Source organism: Caballeronia sp. SEWSISQ10-4 2, assembly GCF_030464885.1.
In the GTDB taxonomy this organism is placed as follows: Bacteria; Pseudomonadota; Gammaproteobacteria; order Burkholderiales; family Burkholderiaceae; genus Caballeronia.
Genome location: NZ_JALPRJ010000079.1, coordinates 18,773 through 35,717, shown reverse-complemented (window position 1 = coordinate 35,717; position 16,945 = coordinate 18,773). Strand labels below are relative to the sequence as shown.

Sequence of the window (16,945 nt, the reverse complement as noted above, 5' to 3'; positions counted from 1 at the left end):
CAGGTGCCAAAAACTGGGGCCTGCACGCTAGGGACACTAACTTGCTGATTGTTGGGATGCGTTTTCTTTGCTTCTGTTTCTTTTTCGTCGTTGTTGGAAAAAGAAATGAAGTGCCGCCACGCACAGTGGCTAACAGCGATAAAGAGAACAGCCAGCATAGACCGGCCACGGACGCAGAAAGCACCAACCCAGCAACGACTCCACCCACCCGCGCCGGCAGACCAAAACCAAAACCCGTCCACCGGCGCGAGCGAAAAAAAACCCACCTTACCGTTCGATCTGACGATTCCAGCGCGCGTCCCACTGCGGGCGATTTGCGTTGATCACATCCCAGTCCACCACGTTCACCTTCTTAACCAGCTCGTCGAGATTGCCGAGTTGCTGCTGCATCGAGTCGGGCATTTTAGCCTGGCGATTCGTAGGAATCTGACGGCCGGCAACCGCGGCCTTGCTTTGTGCGGATGCCGAGATCATGAACGCCGCAAGCTTCTGCGCCAATGCCGGATCCGGATTGTTCGCGACGACGCATTCATCGACGAGCAACAGCACCGGGCCTTCCTTCGGGTTCACATAAGCAACAGGAATGCCCTTCGCTTGCAAGTCACCCACGGCGGTCGGTGTAAGCGGGAACAAGCCCGCTTGTCCGGTTTGCACCATCTCCGAGATCTTCGCCGAGTTCGGGATGTACTCGATCACGTTCTTGCCCACCGTGCTCTGCCATTTCGTGAAGCCCGGTTCGACGTTCTTCTCCGACCCGCCCTCAAGCCGGTTGATCATCAGGAAACCGTGCAGGCCGAACGTGCTGCTCGATGCCGACTGGAATACCACTTTGTCCTTGTATTTCGGATCGGCGAAGTCGAGCCAGGACGTCGGCGGCGCCCAGTGGTTTGCCGTGAACAGTTTCGTGTTGTACGCGATGCCCGTCATACCGAGCTGCACGCCCGCGCCCATGTCGTCCTTCATGCGCGCGAAGGGGTAGAGTTGCTTGAGTTCTGGGCTGTCGTCGAGTTTCTGGCAAACACCCATGCTGACCGCGCGTGCCATGACGCCGTCGTCAAGGAACACTACGTGGATTTGCGGTTTGGCTTTGTTCGCCAGCAACTTCGCCAGAATGTCAGAGGACGTGCCAGGCACGACGACCACTTTGACATCGTTGGCCTTTTCGAATTCGGGCAGGACTTCGCTCGTGTAGGCCTTTTCCATCGCGCCGCCATTCATGCCGATGTAAATGGTCTTGCTTTGCGCTTGCGCGGGAGTGGACAGTGCTGCCGCGCACAGCGCGGCGATGCCCGCACCTGCGATTGTATGAAACGCTTTCATTTACTGATCTCCGTTAGAAGGTGGTCTTGGTTGGTTTCGTCCGCACTTTTCTTGGACCGCTAGTGGTTGTGGGTGCAGTCACCCGCCGCGAACTGAGCAAATCTTTCAATCGAAAAAGCATCAATCGGTGTACTCGTCGCGCCGTCTGCAACGAGGTCGGAAAGCACCTGCCCTACCCCCGGGGCAAGCAAGAAGCCACCGCCTGAAAATCCAAACGCATGCAACAGCCGCGGCGTCGTGCGGCTAAAACCAATCACCGGGTTATCGTCAGGCGTACTGCCTTCCACGCCCGTCCAGCTGCGCAACAGCAACGCATCCTTGAGCCTCGGCAGCAGCGCACAAGCAGCACGCATTACCGCGCGTGTCGTCTCAGTGAGCGGCTGGGCATATTCGCCGTCGCCCGATCCACGACCACCGCCAATCACGACATTGCCACGCGCTACCTGACGCGCATAGATACCACCGCCATAAACGCCAAGGTTGTGATCGATGAAATACGGCAGCGGCTCGGTTACCCACATGTTCGGATAGATCGGCTCCATCGGAATGGACTCGCCAAAATATCCAGCCACCGTGTTACCCCACGCGCCTGCGGCATTCACCAGCCAGTCGGCATGCGCCTCGATCACCGCGCCCGAGTCATGCCGTGCCTCGACCACAAATCGTTCCCCCGCATGGACGATGTTCGTGACAGCGGTCTGCTCGCGGACATCGGCACCGGCTGCACGCGCCGCACGCGCAAACGCAGGCGAAACGACGCGCGGATTCGCATGGCCGTCGCCGGGACACAACGAACCGCCCAATGCAGCCGCGCCCAGCCACGGATAACGTCGCCGGAACGTGGGTCCGCTCAGCAATTGCAAGTCGAGGCCGAACGGATTGGCCATCTGTGCATACGCTTCGAGCGCCGCAAGATCGCCAACGCTGCGAGCCAGCCGCAAGTGTCCCGACACCACGAACTCTCCATCGGTGCCCACGAGTTCCGGCAAGCGATCCCAGATGCCCCGGGCGCGCACGGCAAGCGGCAATTGTTCAGCCGGCCGGCCTTGACGACGCACGCCGCCATAGTTCACGCCACTCGCCTGCGCGCCGCAATAACGGCGCTCAAAGAGCCCAACCTTCAGGCCGCGCCTGGCAAGCATCAACGCAGTCGATGAACCCACCAGACCGCCGCCCACCACCAGCACGTCAAATCGCAATGTTTCATTCATCGCGTGCATGCTCCGGGATGGCGGCGAGGTGGTCCGGTGCTTCATCCATTTCAGCCATCAGCGCTATTGATAAAGGCACCGGTTTAATCGGCGCCTGTCCACGCAAGCGTCCAACTTCCGCGATAGGTTTGCCCGTCTCCGCGCTCAACAGTTCAGCCGCGGCCGCGCCGCACATACGCCCCTGGCAGCGGCCCATGCCGACGCGCGTAAGCGCCTTGAGCCGATTGATCTCGCTCGCTTCGCCACCTCGAATGCAACGGCGTAGCGTACCGGCATCGATCTCTTCGCAGCGGCACACCGTCATGTCGTCAGGCCAGTGCGGCGCGCAATCGACAGGCGGCGCAAATGCTTGTTCCAAGCCAATTCGGAACTTGGCAATGTTGGTCAGTTGCCGATCCAGCTTCATCGTATGAGCCTGGGCGTTGGCGGCCCGATGTCCGAGGTCTTCCAACATCGCAAGTGCGGCGCGGCGGCCAGCCAGCTCTGCCGCATCCGCACCCGCGATACCCGCGCCATCGCCGGCGAGATAAACGCCCGGCACCGAGGTGCGGCCGGCTGTATCGCGCTCCGGCAGCCACGCGCGATTGAGTGGATTGAAGCGAAAGCGGCAACCCGCGAGATCCGCCAGCTGCGTTTCGGAACGCAGACCGTAGCCGAAGCCGATGGCATCGCAGGGAATGGTCAACTCGCGATCGCCATCGCGATATGTCATTGCCTGCACAGCTTTATCGCCCGTGGCACGCACCAGTGTCACACCACGTTCGATACGAACCCCACGCGCCGCCAGCCAGCCAACGTAGTAAAGCCCCTTCGCAAAGGTGGACGGCTGCTTCAACAAACGCGGCGTCGCGGCGAACTGGCGTGAAAACGGATTGGTATCGAGCACAGCCTCGACCTGCGCGCCCGCTTTCGCATATTGATAAGCGACGAGGTAAAGCAGAGGCCCCGTTCCGGCGAACACCACACGACGACCGATCGAACAGCCCTGGGATTTCAGCGCGATCTGCGCCGCGCCAAGCGTGTAGACGCCCGGCAGCGTCCAGCCGGGAAACGGCAGGATGCGGTCCGTTGCGCCGGTCGCGATCAGCAAATGCGAATAAGGTACGGTGCGTTGACGCCCCGCGTGGAAGGTGTCGAGTTGTCCCGCACCGCATCCCCATACGAGCGTGTCCGGCCGATAGTCGAGCTTCGGCAGCATCGTCGCCATCGTCGAATGCACTGCATCGGCCTTGCCCGCTTCCATGCCGTACACCGTACGTTTGCTGCGGGCAAAACCGGCATCGGCCGGCGGCTGGCGATAAATCTGCCCACCGGCACGCGGCGCTTCATCGATGACGACTGGCACCACCCCCGCCGCTACCAACGTCTCGGCCGCCCGCACGCCCGCCGGCCCCGCCCCGACGATGACAACCCGCTGCATACTGGTTTTATCGATAGACGTCATGCTTCAACGGCTCCAACCGGCCGGGTCAGCACATGCATGCCTTCCTTGACGAGCGTCGAACACGCCCGGATTCGCGTGCCCTCTTCCAGTTGCACCCAGCAATCCTGGCACGCGCCCATCAGACAGAATCCAGCACGCGGCTCCCCGCTGAACTCCGTGTCGCGCACCCGCCGCGTGTGCAGCAGAATGGCGCTCAGCACCGTATCGCCGGTCAGGGCCACGGTCGCCACGCCGTCGACCGTGAGACCCACCTGCTTGCGATGCGCTTCCGTAAGACGCACGAATTGCGGCTCGCCGGCGGATGCTGCGCTGGGGTTAGTTGTCATCGAGTAGATAGAAGTCGTGGGCGCCCAAGCAAATCAATGCGAACCGATCAGGATCCGGTTCAGTCCGTACACCCGGTCGAGCAAGATCATCGCGCCCGCCGTGATGAAAATCACGAGCGCGGATACTGACGCCATCATCGGATCGATCGATTCGGTCGCGTACATGTACATCCGCACCGGCAACGTGATGGTCTGCGGCGAGGTAACGAAGATCGACATGGTCAGCTCATCGAAACTATTGATGAACGCAAGCAGCCAGCCGCCCGTGATGCCGGGCAGGATCATCGGCAGCGTGATGCGGCGGAAAGATGTCCATCGATCCGCACCAAGCGACTGCGCCGCGTGTTCGATGCTGCGGTCCATGCCGCTCACCGAAGCCAGCACCAGCCGCATGACAAACGGCGTGATGATGATCATGTGCGCCGCAACGAGCCACGTGAACGATCCGGTCGCGCCGATCATGGCGAAGAAACGCAGGAACGCAATGCCGAGCACGAGACTCGGAATCACCAGCGGCGAGAGGAATAATCCGTTGAGAAATTCACGCCCCGGAAAACGCTCACGGCCGATAGCAAGCGCCGCCGGCAAAGCCAGCGCAAGCGATAAAGTTGCCGATGAAAATGCCAGCTTGATGCTATTCAGAAACGCCGAGATGAAATCTGGATAATCGAGGATCGCGCGGAACCAGCGCAGCGATAAACCACGCGTAGGCAGCGTCAACGTCTGCTCCGGCGTGAACGCAACCAGCACAATAATTACCAGCGGCGCCAGCACGAACAGGATCACCAGCGTGTGGAAACTCAGGGCAATGAGGCCGTTCTTTCGCATGGCAGCGGTCTCCTTAACCGAGGCTTCTGGAGTAACGACGCTCCAGAATCCGGTAATACGTGATCATGATCACGAGGTTCGCGATCAGCAGCAAGATCGCGATGGTCGCGCCGAGCGGCCAGTTAAGCGAACCGAGGAATTCATCGTAGACGGCAGTGGCCGCAACTTTGAGGCGACGGCCGCCGAGCAGACCTGGAATCGCAAACGCGCTCGCTGACAACCCGAACACCATCAAACTGCCCGACAGAATGCCGGGCGCAATCTGCGGCAAGACAATGCGCCGCAGAGTCGTTGCAGGAGAAGCCATCAGCGAAAGCGCCGCGTTTTCAACTTGTGGATCGAGCTTTTGCAGCGAGGTCCAGACGGGGATCACCATGAACGGCAGCATCACGTGGACGAGCGCAATCACGATCGCGAAGGTCGTGTATTCGAGCTTGTACGGACCGAGGCCGAAGAGACCGAAGAACTGGTTCACGATACCGCTGGTATTGAGCAACATGCTCCAGCCGAACGCGCGCACCACTACTGAAACGAGCAACGGTGCGAGGATCACGAGCAGAAACATCGATCGCCACGGATCGCGCATCCGGTACAGCACGTACGCTTCGGGTGCACCGATCGCGACGCACAGCAACGTAGTCAGGATCGCGATGCCGAAGGTCCGCGCGAAAATGGTCTGGTAATAGCTGTCCGTCAGCACTTCAACATAGTTGCCGAACTGGAATGCCGCGATCGGACCGCTGGCCGGATCGAAGCGATAGAAGGTCAGGACAACCGTCATGGCAAGCGGCGTCAGCACCAGAACCGCGAACAGGATGAACGCAGGCGCGCTCATCAGCCACGGCGGCACGAACGCATGCCACGGTGCACGGGTTTTAACCAATGCGTCGTTATCGTTCGATTTCGTCGATTCGATCGTGCTAGCCATGACTCGCTTCCTGAATCACGCGCACGGCATCGCGATGCCAGTCGATGCCAACCATCTCGCCCTCCGCCACTGGTTCCGTGCCTTCGTTCTGGCTGCATACGAGCACTTCGCCAATGGCGGTATCGACGCGATACAACCACTGGCTGCCCAGGAAAAAACGGCTGGTGACAGTCGCCGATAACCGCCCCGTCCCCACCTTGCACAAGTGCAATTTCTCGGGACGAATGCACAAGGTCACCGTATCGCCTTCGCGCCACACGGTGCCCGCCTCGATGCAGGCAATGCCGGTCAGTTGATGCCCAAGATCCACATGGACTTCGTTGTGACGTGCCTCGGTCACCGTCCCCGCCAGCATGTTCGCCTTCCCGATGAACTGCGAGACGAAGCGATTTTCCGGCCGCTCGTATGCGCGATACGGCGAGTCGACCTGCGTCACGCGCCCCGCTTCCATCACGACCACGCGGTCGCTGATGGACAACGCTTCCGATTGATCGTGCGTGACCATCACAGTCGTCGTGCCGACCTTGCGCTGGATCCCGCGCAATTCGAACTGCATCTCTTCACGCAGCTTGGCGTCGAGATTGGACATGGGTTCGTCGAGCAGCAGCACCGGCGGCTTGATCACAAGCGCACGCGCAATCGCAACCCGCTGCCGCTGACCGCCCGACAGTTCACGCGGATAACGCGCGGCGAACGCATCGAGCCTCACCAGCGAAAGCGTCTCGCGAATCCGCTCCGCACATTCAGCCTTGCCGACACCGCGCATTTCGAGCCCGAAGCCGACGTTCTGCGCCACCGTCATGTGCGGAAACAGCGCGTAGCTCTGGAACACCACACCCAGGCCGCGCTTGTTCGGCCGCACATGCGTAATGTCCTTGCCGTCGAGCGAAATCCGCCCGCGCGTGACATCGATAAAACCCGCGATCATTTGCAGCGTCGTCGTCTTGCCGCAGCCCGAAGGCCCCAGCAACGAAACAAATTCGCCTTTTTCAACCGAGAGGCTCACGTCGCTCACGGCGTTCAGGTCGCCGTAGGCTTTTGTCAGTTTATCCAGCACGAGAAACGACACGGCGGCCTCCAGGGTCTTTCAGGAACAGCAGTTGAACGAGAGCGCGAACAGCGCAGGGACAAGCGAGCGCGCTTCAATAAAGAGGCGCGCGGCAGGACAGATTCAGGCGCAACAACCGGGGATGACCGCGGAAGTCCGACGCCCGGGCTACACGCCGCGGTTGGCGTGCGCTTCGGACGAAAGGGGTCGACGTCGTGGTGTGACGTCTGGTTTTTAATCTTTTTTAATCTGGATCAAACGTCGAACTTCACGCCCTGTGCAAGCGGCAATTCACGGCTGTAGTTGATCGTGTTGGTCGCGCGGCGCATGTAGCTTTTCCACGCATCGGAACCCGATTCGCGGCCGCCGCCGGTTTCTTTCTCACCGCCGAACGCGCCGCCAATCTCAGCGCCGCTCGTGCCGATGTTCACATTCACAATGCCGCAATCGCTGCCCGCCGCCGACATGAATTGCTCGGCTTCGCGAATATCGTTGGTGAAGATCGCCGACGACAAACCCTGTGGCACGCCGTTCTGCAATTGCAGTGCATCGGCGAAGTCGTCGTAGGTCAGCACGTAGAGGATCGGCGCGAAGGTCTCGCGTTCGACCACAGCCGTTTGAGCCGGCATGCGCACAAACGCCGGACGCACGTAATACGCCTCGGCATGGCCGCCTACGTCTACACGCTCGCCGCCCTTTACATCGCCGCCTTGCTCGCGTGCATCGCGCAGCGCCTTTTGCATACCGTCGAACGCTGCACGGTCAACCAGCGGACCGACGAGCGTATCGCTGTCGAGCGGACTACCCACCTTCACCGATCCAAACGCTTTTTCCAGACGCGGCAGCAACTGATCGACGACGCTGGTATGCACGATCAGGCGACGCAACGTCGTGCAGCGTTGACCCGCGGTGCCGACTGCCGAGAAGGTCACGCCGCGCACGACCAGATCGAGGTCGGCGCTGGGTGCGACGATCATCGCATTATTGCCGCCCAGTTCGAGGATGCTGCGGCCGAGGCGCTTCGCCAGCACTTGCGCCACTTCCATGCCCATGCGCACGCTGCCGGTCGCGCTGACCAGCGGCACCTTCGGCGACTCGGTCAGCACCTGGCCGACTTCGCGTGCGCCGAGCAGCAACTGGCTCAATCCTTCCGGCGCGACGCCCGGATGAGTCTTGTCGAATTCGCGCAGCGCCTTTTCGAACAGCGCGTGACAGGCGATTGCCGTCAACGGCGTTTTCTCCGATGGCTTCCACACCACTGCGTCGCCGCAGACAAACGCCAGCGCCGCATTCCACGACCACACAGCCACCGGGAAGTTGAACGCGGAAATCACACCAACCACACCCAGCGGATGCCACGTTTCCATCATCCGATGACCAACCCGCTCGGATGCAATCGTCAGACCGTAAAGCTGGCGCGACAAGCCGACGGCGAAGTCGCAGATATCGATCATTTCCTGCACTTCGCCCAGGCCTTCGGACGTGACCTTGCCCGCTTCCAGCGTGACAAGGCTGCCGAGTGCGTCTTTGTGCTCGCGCAGCACATTGCCAAACACGCGCACGAGTTCGCCGCGTTGCGGCGCTGGCACGGTGCGCCATTTGAGGAAAGCGGCGTGGGCCGCATCGATCTTGCGGGCGGCATCGGCGGGGGAATCTACCGCCAGTTGGGCAAGCGTCGCGCCATTGAGCGGCGAACGCGCCGGGAGAGCGTCGCCCTTCCACTGGCCGAGGTCTACACCGAGTGCGCCAAGAATATCGTTCAGTTCCATCACTTCCTCTCTATGTCGGGTGGCTGCCGGGCACTGCGGCGCGGCTTGTGGCCGCGATCCCTCAGTACCGCTCTGGAACCTGCTCCGGCGCGCAAATATACACATATGCCGGCACAGAGTTTCAGGGCTTAAAAAAACCGCTGCAAATGATTAATCGGCACGACTTGGTGCGTTGGAGGAACTAACCAGGTCGTATCGAACATCTTTCCTGCGTTCAGGTTATGCGATTAGAACGCGTTTCACCGTATCTGGCGAGGTGTACGACAGCATGCGCCGCTCTACCGGCTCGCCAACGCGAGCTTGAGCCGCCGCACGCCTTCGAATACTTCAGCTTCGCCCGGCGCGGCGGCAAACGACAGCCGCATGCTCGACTCGTCGGGGTCCCGCACGTAAAAAGCCGGTCCGGGCACATAGATCACGTTCTGCTCGATCGCGCGCTTGAGCAGATCGGTTGAATGACGGCCGCCCTTCAACCGCGCCCAGACGAACATGCCGCCTTGCGGCACCACGTAGTCGATATCGTCGGGGGCGAACTGGCGCAGCGCACTCGAGAGCGCGTCATAGCGCTTGCGATACGCCTGCACGATGATCGGCACATGCTCCGCGAGCCGGCCGCTTTCCAGATAGTGGCGCGCCGTTTCCTGTGCGAGCGGCGAGGTGCAGAGATCGCTCGTCTGTTTCGCCACGAGCATGCGGCGCGTGATGGCGGGCGGCGCAATCGACCAGCCGATACGCAAGCCCGGCGCCACGATCTTCGAGAGACTGCCGAAATAAACGACCCAGTCGCTTGCGCCGGGAATGGCATCGGCGAATGCGGCGATGGGTTTTACCGGCTCGCCTGTGAAGCGCAGCTCGCCGTAGGGGTCGTCTTCGATCAGCACGAAACGGAACCGCATCGCGAGCCGTGCAAGCGCTTCACGACGCGCCGCCGGCAGCGTCGCGCCGGTCGGGTTCGCGAAGGTCGGCACCGTGTAGAGCAGCTTCGGGCACGTGCTTGGGTCGAGCGCTTCGAGCTGTGCGGTGAGCGCGTCGACATCGATACCCTGCGCGTCCGTGCGCACCGGAATCAGGCGCGCACCCGCGAGCCGCAGCGCCTGGATGGCGGCGGGATAAGCCGGTTCTTCGATCAAGACGGCATCGCCCGGTGCGACCAGGATCTTGATCAGCAGGTCGAGACCTTGCTGCGAGCCGGTAGTGACAATCACATCGTCGACATCGCGCGTCACACCGCGGTCGTTCATCAAACGCAGGATCGCGCGGCGTAAAGCGGGTGAGCCGGCCGTGTCGCCGTATTGCAGGCACGCCACCGGATCGGACGAATACGCATCCTCCAGCGCCTGGCCGATACCCGCCCGGTCGAACAGATCCTTCGACGGATATCCGCCCGCGAACGAAATCATCCCCGGCCGGCCAAGGTACTTGAACAGCTCGCGGATAGCAGAGCCTTGCGGCGCCTTGAACGGCTCTGTGAAGTCGTACAGGTCGGCGGCGGAGTTCATGCGGCCGCCGTCATCTTGAAGATGCCAGTCGCGTTGCCCGCATCGAAACCGAGATCGAGCACGCGGCGGCCGGTGGCCTCATCCATGACCGAGTCGCGGCTGATGAATTCGTAGAAGGAGCCCGGCACGTCGCGTTCGATCCTCCCGCCGTCATCGCCGGTGAACACGCGACGCACGGGGTCGGCGCGAAAAGCCGTCTGGCGCACCCGGCCCGACTTCGAGATTTCTACGCTTTCCTTGATCGGGCGTCCGAGCGCGCGTTGGGTATCGGCGACGGCGAACACATCGTCCACGCGGTCCGTTGCGTGATTGAACGCGTTGCCTTCGGTCGCGATCCACGCCATTTCCGCCGATTCTGCGCGCAGCGTTTCATAGTCGGCCAAGCGCGGCACTGAGTGCTGACGCTCGAAACAGCGTACGAGCACCGGCAGCAAATCGAGGGAGATAGCCAGCGGCAACGAGCCGTCGCGCTCCAGTTCGGCCAGCGATGCAACCGCTTGCGGCGTCAGCGGATCGACGCTCTCGCCGATCACGTTCGTCACCGCCTGCTGGAACTCGGGGCTGAAACGCTCGGGATGCAGTTCGCTGACGAAATACTGCGCAATTTCATCGGGGGCATCGAGGTGCTTGTAGGAGCGCCCCGTCATCTTGATGCGGTCGAGCGGGTAGGTACCGTTCAGCACAAAACCCAGCGGCTTGAGAATGCGCGTGAACGCCGCTTCGCCCGGCGGCAGCGCGCCGGATTCAGCCCAGCGCACGGTGCGCAGCGCGCCGTGGTCAAACTGCACGCGGGTTTGGGTGTGTTGAAGATCGTCGATATAGGCGTGTCCCGTCGGCACGCGTTCGAGCAGGCCGGCGAACAGGGCCATGTTCATCGCCTGCGCCAGTTCGGCACGGGTGACAACGCCGGGCGTGGTTTTGGCAATCACCGAGGGCAAGTTCATCAATCGCACTAACCCGGCGACATTAGATTCCGGAAGGGCAACAGCAAGCAATGCGGCAAGGTTGGGGTTCATTTATCCAATTCCGGCTGATCCAGCGTGGTGCGAGCCCAAGGCCCGGTTCGGCGCTTCACTGGAAGGCGATTCTGGAGCGTGTCGAAAAGCCGCACAATTGATATAAACTCACCACTTCATTCGTAAATTGAACCAAGTCGACTCCCGCCGCCAGGTTCAACGGCGCAATCGGTACTGGTAAAACATGAGAAAAGGCATTCCGAATCTGGTCGCGCTGCAGATCTTCGAGGCCGCCGCGCGCCACGAGAGCTTCACCCGCGCCGCCAACGAACTCTCACTCACGCAAAGCGCGGTCTGCCGTCAGGTGGCGGGGCTGGAAAGCCGTCTGGGCGTGGCTTTGTTCCTGCGCATCAAGAAGCGCATTGTGCTGACCACGCACGGTCGCCATTACGCGGCGCTTGTGCGCAAGAATCTCGATCGGATTGAACGCGACACGCTCGAACTGATGGCGCAGCGCGGTGTGGGGCGGATCCTGGAGATAGCGGTCGTTCCGACGCTCGCGAGCCAGTGGCTGATCCCGCGGTTGCCGCAATTTCGCGCGTTGCGGCCGGATATCACCGTGAATCTGTCGATACGCACCGAGCCTTTCCTGTTCAGCGATTCGCCCTTCGACGCCGCGCTCTATTTCGGCGATTCGGTATGGCCCGGCACGCAGGGAAAGCTGCTGTTTCGCGAGGGCAAGGTCGTGCCGGTGTGCAGTCCTTCGCTGCTCGCGGGGAGCGCGCCGATTTCGCTCGATCAGCTGACCGACTTGCCGCTTCTGCATCTGTCGACACGGCCTGACGCCTGGCGCACCTGGTTTCGCCTCAACGGACTGGAGCACGATGTGCGTGCGGTACGCGGCGCGCGCTACGAGTTGTTCACGATGCTCACCAGTGCCGCGCAGGCGGGGCTGGGCGTCGCGTTGCTGCCAGAAATTCTGCTCGCGGACGAATTGTCGTCCGGCCGGCTAGTCGTGCCGCTTGATAAACCTATGTCGGGTACATCGGGTTATTACCTCGTCGCGCCGGATGAAATCGCCCAGGATGAGCCGTTCGTCGCGCTATCGGAGTGGTTGAGTTCGATTGTTCCGCGCACGCATGAAGTGGCTGCATGAAGTGGCTGCATGAGGTGGCTGCATGAGGTGGCTGCATGAGGTGGCTGCATGAAATCGGCGCTTTCAATAACCGATTTCGAGCATGAGTTCGTCGGCGGGCATAGCTCGTGAGTTTTGTCCCGGCGCCGGAGTCTATCCGCGATTGCAGTTAGACTATTTACATGAACGAGTGCCGTTACTGCGCAAAGATGCGCGACGAATGGGATTGCCACGGGCAGGAGTGCCGCACGGCCATAGCCAAGGCTCTGCGAAGGCAGCGCCTTGGCCTGCCGATGGTGCCGAATTTGATCCGCAACGAAATTCCCGCTGGCGCGACTACGGGCGAGGTCATTACCGTCCTGTGGCGCCAGCGCGTGCGCGCTCGCCGTGCCAACGAAGAGCGCCGGAATCGCAAAGCAATAGACGATTTTGACGGCGACTGACGGCGAAAACCGGCGTCATGAAGGATGCCCCGGGCTCACTCCGCGGCGATCACCAACGCTCCCTCGATCAAAGACCTGATCTGCTCCTGATCGGCCGGTGTCGCCGGGTTGTAGACAATCATCTGAAGATCCGGTCGCCCATCGACGGCGAAGGACGAGTATTCCAGCGAGATCAGCCCCAGCACGGGGTAGCGCAGGTGCTTGACCCCATCGCCGTGGGTCTGCACCTCATTGTCCCGCCACATGGCGGCGAACTCGGGACTTGACCGGCACAGTTCGTCGATGAGCGGCGCCACCTCGGCGTCGGCGCCTGCGCGAGCGGCATCGATCCGGAAGGCGCCCACCACGAAGCGGGCCACGCTTTCCCAATCGAACTGCGCGGCACGGACGCGGGGGTCGCAGAAGATCATGCGCAGGATGTTGCGTTGTCCGGGTGGCAGGGAGCCGTAGTTGGTGAGCACGGCCGCGGCCGCGCGGTTCCAGGCAACTACGTCCCACGTCGCCGTCCTGACGATCGCCGGGCTATAGGCCAGCGCATCGAGCAGGCGCTGCAGTCGCGGCGTGATCGCGTCACCGCCGCGATAGCGGACTTCAGGCGGATCGCCGAGGCCGAGCAGGAACACGTGTTCGCGTTCGACCTCGGTCAGCATCAGCGCCCTCGCGATGCGGTCCAGCACATCCGCTGACGGATTGCCGCCGCGCCCCTGCTCCAGCCAGGTGTACCAGGCCGCGCTGATATTGGCGCGCTGCGCCACCTCTTCCCGGCGCAATCCCGCCGTCCGCCGCCTGCCACCGGAAAGTCCGAAGGACGCGGGATCGAGCTTCGTCCGCCTGTTCTTCAGATAGTTGCCGAGCCGATTGTCGCCCTCGTTCTTGTTCCCGTTCGCGTAGGCCATGCGCAACCTGTTAGGACGTATACCTGGATAATGTCACCACTTTAAGAGGATGATTTTACCTCGTACATTGCTCTCTCGAACACTCGGGAGAGCATCACATGCACGTCTTTGTCACGGGATCCACCGGCTTCGTCGGCTCCGCTGTCGTCCGCGAATTGCTCGCGAACGGCCATCAGGTTCTCGGTCTTACCCGCTCTGCGGAAGGAGCGGCCACGCTCGCCACGGCCGGCGCCGAGGCGATCCATGGGTCGCTTATCGATTTCGACAGCCTGCGCCGCGGAGCGGCGGCCGCCGACGGGATCATCCATACCGCCTTCAATCACGATTTCTCCCGGTTTGCGCAGAACGCGGAGGAGGACAGGCACGCGATCGAGGTTCTCGGCGGCGTGCTCGAAGGCAGTGAGCGACCGTTGCTCATCACGTCCGGCGTTGCGTTCCTGCGCAATGGCCGCACAGCGACCGAGGAGGATCGTCCTCCTGCGCCGTCCGGCGACTATCCTCGCGCGTCGGAGGCTGCGGCGCAGGCGCTCGCGACCCGCGGTGAACGGGCGACCGCCGTGCGACTGCCGCCGTCCGTTCACGGTGAGGGCGACCATGGATTTGTCCCCATCCTCATCCGCCTCGCGTGCGAGAAAGGCGTGTCGGCCTATGTAGGCGATGGCCTGAACCGCTGGCCCGCCGTGCATCGCTTCGATGCCGCCCGCGTCTTCCGGCTCGCGCTGGAGCGTGGCGCCATCGATGGCCCCTATCATGCGATCGCCGAAGAAGGTGTGCCGTTCAAGGCTATCGCGGAGGTGATCGGCCGCCGGCTCGGCCTGCCTGTCATTGCCAAGTCGCGCGATGAGGCAGCGGAGCATTTCGGATGGTTCGCCCTGTTCGCCGGCGCGGACCTGCCGACATCAAGCGCACGGACCCGCGCCATTCTGGACTGGATGCCAACCGGCGCGGACCTTCTCACCGACATCGCCCAGCCGGGCTACTACGCGCATCCCTGACGTTCGACGAAAGCGCGCAGCCGGGGCGCCCTCAACCTCGCGTCGATCCCCAGAATTTACTAACCTTGTTAAAACAGAACTCCGCAACGGAGTCCTGCCATCCCTAAAGCGCACGCCTTGCTGTTGCCGGGATCCTTAACAAGTGGAGAATATTCATCCGATGCCCAACAAGATCCCAGAACCGCAAGCTGTTTGCAATTCCCTCACCCGCAGCGCCATCTTCATTGTCGCTACGCTCAAGCCCGGCCTCGAAAATGCAAACACGGTGCGCGCGTTGTGCGCTGATGTCGACGCTCTGGTTCGCGCGGTCGGCACGCGCGCTGCCACGGGCGAACTATCGTGCGTGTGCGGTTTTGGCTCCGACGGTTGGGACACGCTTTTCGGCGCGCCACGCCCCGCGAACCTTCACGCATTCCGCGAGTTTGGCGACGGTGAACGCCGCGCCATTGGCACGCCGGGCGATCTCCTGCTGCACATTCGCGCGGACCATATGGATCTCTGCTTTGAACTCGCCGCCCAATTGATGGCGCGGCTCGGCGATGCGGTCTCAGTAGTCGATGAAGTCCATGGTTTTCGCTATTTCGACCTGCGCGACGTGTTAGGTTTCGTCGACGGCACGGAAAACCCGAGGGGCCGCGAGGCGGTCGACTTCACTGCGATTGGCGATCAGGATCCCGTATTTGCGGGTGGCAGCTATGTGATGGTGCAGAAGTACCTCCATGACATGGCTGGCTGGGACTCACTTTCAGTCGAGGCACAGGAACGCATTATCGGCCGCAAGAAGCTGTCCGATGTCGAGCTCGCCGAAGCGGTCAAGCCCTCGTCTTCGCACAGCTCACTGACGACGATCGAAAAGGACGGCCAGGAAGTGAAAATTCTGCGTCACAACATGGCATTCGGCCGCCCGGGCGCGGGTGAGTTCGGAACCTACTTCATCGGCTATGCCAGTGCGCCCGAGCCAATCGAGCAGATGCTCGAGAACATGTTTGTCGGACGGCCACCCGGCAACTACGACCGGCTTCTCGATTACAGCCGCGCGGTCACCGGGGGCCTGTTTTTTGTTCCATCGGCCACCTTGCTTGAGGCGCTCGCAGATCGCAACCCGCAGCTTTCGACTAATGAATCGGCTTCGGCCGGATGATCGACGAAACCGTAAATAGTCATTCGTGCGGGGCAGCTATGTATTTGCTACCAGCAGTTCCTCCGCATTGTTTGGCGGGCGCAGATCGTCTGTCCTGCCCACGAAGTAGCGCTGGGTAAGATCGGCCGCCGAGACGTGCCGTGCTTCTCTAAAGCCCGCTTCGTGGGCGAGCGCCAGTATCTCCGGCGGAGTGAAGAAGCTGAGGAAAGGTGTCCCGCTTGCTCGCGCGCCCTTCTCCGCCATCTCAAGCCCGGGACGTACCTCGGGGTCCGCCAGTTCCAGCGGGAGCAGGAACGTCACGGCGAGCGTCGATCCTGTTGCGAGGGCCGCGACCTGGCGCAGCGTGGCCGCGTTCGCATCCTTGCTGAGATACATGCTGACGCCCGTGGAGACCACGATCGCCGGCTTGCTGTCATCGAAACCGGCAGTCACGAGACCGTCCCGCCAGCTCCCTCCTGCCTCGAAACCGACCGGCACGAAGCGCAGCCAGCCCGGGACGCCGAAACCGAGCTCGATCAAGCGCTGACGCTTCCACGCCTGAGGACCTGGCTGGTCGATCTCGAACACCCTGAGGCGGGATGCGATCTCCGGCCTTCGCTGCGCGAAGCTGTCAAGGCCCGCGCCGAGGATGACATACTGACCAAGCCCGCGGCCGGCCTGCTCCACGACGAGGTCCTCAATGAAGCGGGCACGAGCCACGATTGACGCGCGGAAGGGACGCGTGAACTGCGGGTCCATGTCCCCGCGGCTGCGCCAGTCCTTGTTCGGGGCCAGCAGCTTAAGGCCGATTTCGTCTTCCAGCACATGCGGCGGGGCGTCTGCCTCGACATGCAGAGCGCGCCACAAGGCGACTCGCGCTGCAGTGCTGTCCGGCGCTACATCTCGCTTGTCGTTCATGACTTTCAATCCTGTTTGTTCGTCTTCGTTTCGGCTCTGCCCGGGATCAGCTTTGCATCGGTGACTGACTGGCTCACCCGTTTACGTCCCTCCTGGAACGAGTAAAGGA

16 protein-coding genes are annotated in these 16,945 nt (G+C 62.0%); 4 read left to right on the top strand and 12 right to left on the bottom strand.

Annotated features, from left to right (window positions below):
* Positions 1-267 precede the first annotated feature (267 nt).
* From M0D69_RS35425 to M0D69_RS35380, 10 genes are all read right to left on the bottom strand, one after another.
* On the bottom strand, positions 268-1,320 hold the full coding sequence (locus M0D69_RS35425) for an ABC transporter substrate-binding protein (protein ID WP_301786481.1): 1,053 nt from the start codon (positions 1,318-1,320) through the stop codon (positions 268-270).
* A 59-nt stretch (positions 1,321-1,379) separates the two neighbouring features.
* Complete coding sequence (locus M0D69_RS35420) at positions 1,380-2,531, bottom strand: FAD-binding oxidoreductase (RefSeq protein ID WP_301786480.1); 1,152 nt, start codon at positions 2,529-2,531, stop codon at positions 1,380-1,382.
* The gene (locus tag M0D69_RS35415) at positions 2,524-3,975 is read right to left on the bottom strand and encodes an NAD(P)/FAD-dependent oxidoreductase (RefSeq protein WP_301786479.1); all 1,452 of its coding nucleotides are present in this window, start codon (positions 3,973-3,975) and stop codon (positions 2,524-2,526) included. The genes M0D69_RS35420 and M0D69_RS35415 overlap by 8 nt, the downstream gene beginning before the upstream one ends.
* Positions 3,972-4,301, bottom strand: coding sequence for a (2Fe-2S)-binding protein (locus M0D69_RS35410; protein ID WP_301786478.1), 330 nt, complete (start codon positions 4,299-4,301; stop codon positions 3,972-3,974). The genes M0D69_RS35415 and M0D69_RS35410 overlap by 4 nt, the downstream gene beginning before the upstream one ends.
* A 33-nt stretch (positions 4,302-4,334) precedes the next feature.
* Positions 4,335-5,129 carry an ABC transporter permease gene (locus M0D69_RS35405; RefSeq protein WP_301786477.1) on the bottom strand — a complete coding sequence of 265 codons (795 nt, stop codon included), beginning with the start codon at positions 5,127-5,129 and terminating at the stop codon, positions 4,335-4,337.
* Positions 5,130-5,142: 13 nt separating this feature from the next.
* On the bottom strand, positions 5,143-6,057 hold the full coding sequence (locus M0D69_RS35400; protein WP_301786476.1) for an ABC transporter permease: 915 nt from the start codon (positions 6,055-6,057) through the stop codon (positions 5,143-5,145).
* Positions 6,050-7,126: an ABC transporter ATP-binding protein gene (locus M0D69_RS35395; RefSeq protein WP_301786475.1), complete on the bottom strand. Its 1,077-nt coding sequence runs from the start codon at positions 7,124-7,126 to the stop codon at positions 6,050-6,052. Before M0D69_RS35395 ends, M0D69_RS35400 begins: the two co-directional genes overlap by 8 nt.
* Positions 7,127-7,359: 233 nt before the next feature.
* On the bottom strand, positions 7,360-8,874 hold the full coding sequence (locus M0D69_RS35390) for an aldehyde dehydrogenase family protein (protein WP_301786474.1): 1,515 nt from the start codon (positions 8,872-8,874) through the stop codon (positions 7,360-7,362).
* Between the two features lie 278 nt (positions 8,875-9,152).
* Entirely contained in the window at positions 9,153-10,373 is a 1,221-nt protein-coding gene (locus tag M0D69_RS35385; protein WP_301786473.1) for a PLP-dependent aminotransferase family protein, read from the bottom strand.
* Entirely contained in the window at positions 10,370-11,389 is a 1,020-nt protein-coding gene (locus M0D69_RS35380; RefSeq protein WP_301786472.1) for a DUF1338 domain-containing protein, read from the bottom strand. Before M0D69_RS35380 ends, M0D69_RS35385 begins: the two co-directional genes overlap by 4 nt.
* A 184-nt stretch (positions 11,390-11,573) precedes the next feature.
* On the opposite strand from M0D69_RS35380, the gene M0D69_RS35375 reads away from it, so the two are divergent.
* Positions 11,574-12,485, top strand: coding sequence for a LysR substrate-binding domain-containing protein (locus M0D69_RS35375; RefSeq protein WP_301786471.1), 912 nt, complete (start codon positions 11,574-11,576; stop codon positions 12,483-12,485).
* Between the two features lie 161 nt (positions 12,486-12,646).
* Complete coding sequence (locus tag M0D69_RS35370) at positions 12,647-12,907, top strand: hypothetical protein (protein ID WP_301786470.1); 261 nt, start codon at positions 12,647-12,649, stop codon at positions 12,905-12,907.
* A gap of 35 nt (positions 12,908-12,942) precedes the next feature.
* On the opposite strand, the gene M0D69_RS35365 is transcribed toward M0D69_RS35370, so the two are convergent.
* Positions 12,943-13,803 carry a helix-turn-helix transcriptional regulator gene (locus M0D69_RS35365; RefSeq protein ID WP_301786469.1) on the bottom strand — a complete coding sequence of 287 codons (861 nt, stop codon included), beginning with the start codon at positions 13,801-13,803 and terminating at the stop codon, positions 12,943-12,945.
* A gap of 98 nt (positions 13,804-13,901) precedes the next feature.
* Here M0D69_RS35365 and M0D69_RS35360 point away from each other — a divergent pair, with 98 nt between their 5' ends.
* Together M0D69_RS35360 and M0D69_RS35355 are read left to right on the top strand one after the other, a co-directional pair.
* The gene (locus M0D69_RS35360) at positions 13,902-14,798 is read left to right on the top strand and encodes an SDR family oxidoreductase (RefSeq protein ID WP_301786468.1); all 897 of its coding nucleotides are present in this window, start codon (positions 13,902-13,904) and stop codon (positions 14,796-14,798) included.
* A 160-nt stretch (positions 14,799-14,958) separates the two neighbouring features.
* Positions 14,959-15,939 carry a Dyp-type peroxidase gene (locus tag M0D69_RS35355; RefSeq protein WP_301786467.1) on the top strand — a complete coding sequence of 327 codons (981 nt, stop codon included), beginning with the start codon at positions 14,959-14,961 and terminating at the stop codon, positions 15,937-15,939.
* A gap of 36 nt (positions 15,940-15,975) precedes the next feature.
* On the opposite strand, the gene M0D69_RS35350 is transcribed toward M0D69_RS35355, so the two are convergent.
* The gene (locus tag M0D69_RS35350; RefSeq protein ID WP_301786466.1) at positions 15,976-16,836 is read right to left on the bottom strand and encodes a class I SAM-dependent methyltransferase; all 861 of its coding nucleotides are present in this window, start codon (positions 16,834-16,836) and stop codon (positions 15,976-15,978) included.
* Positions 16,837-16,945 lie beyond the last annotated feature (109 nt).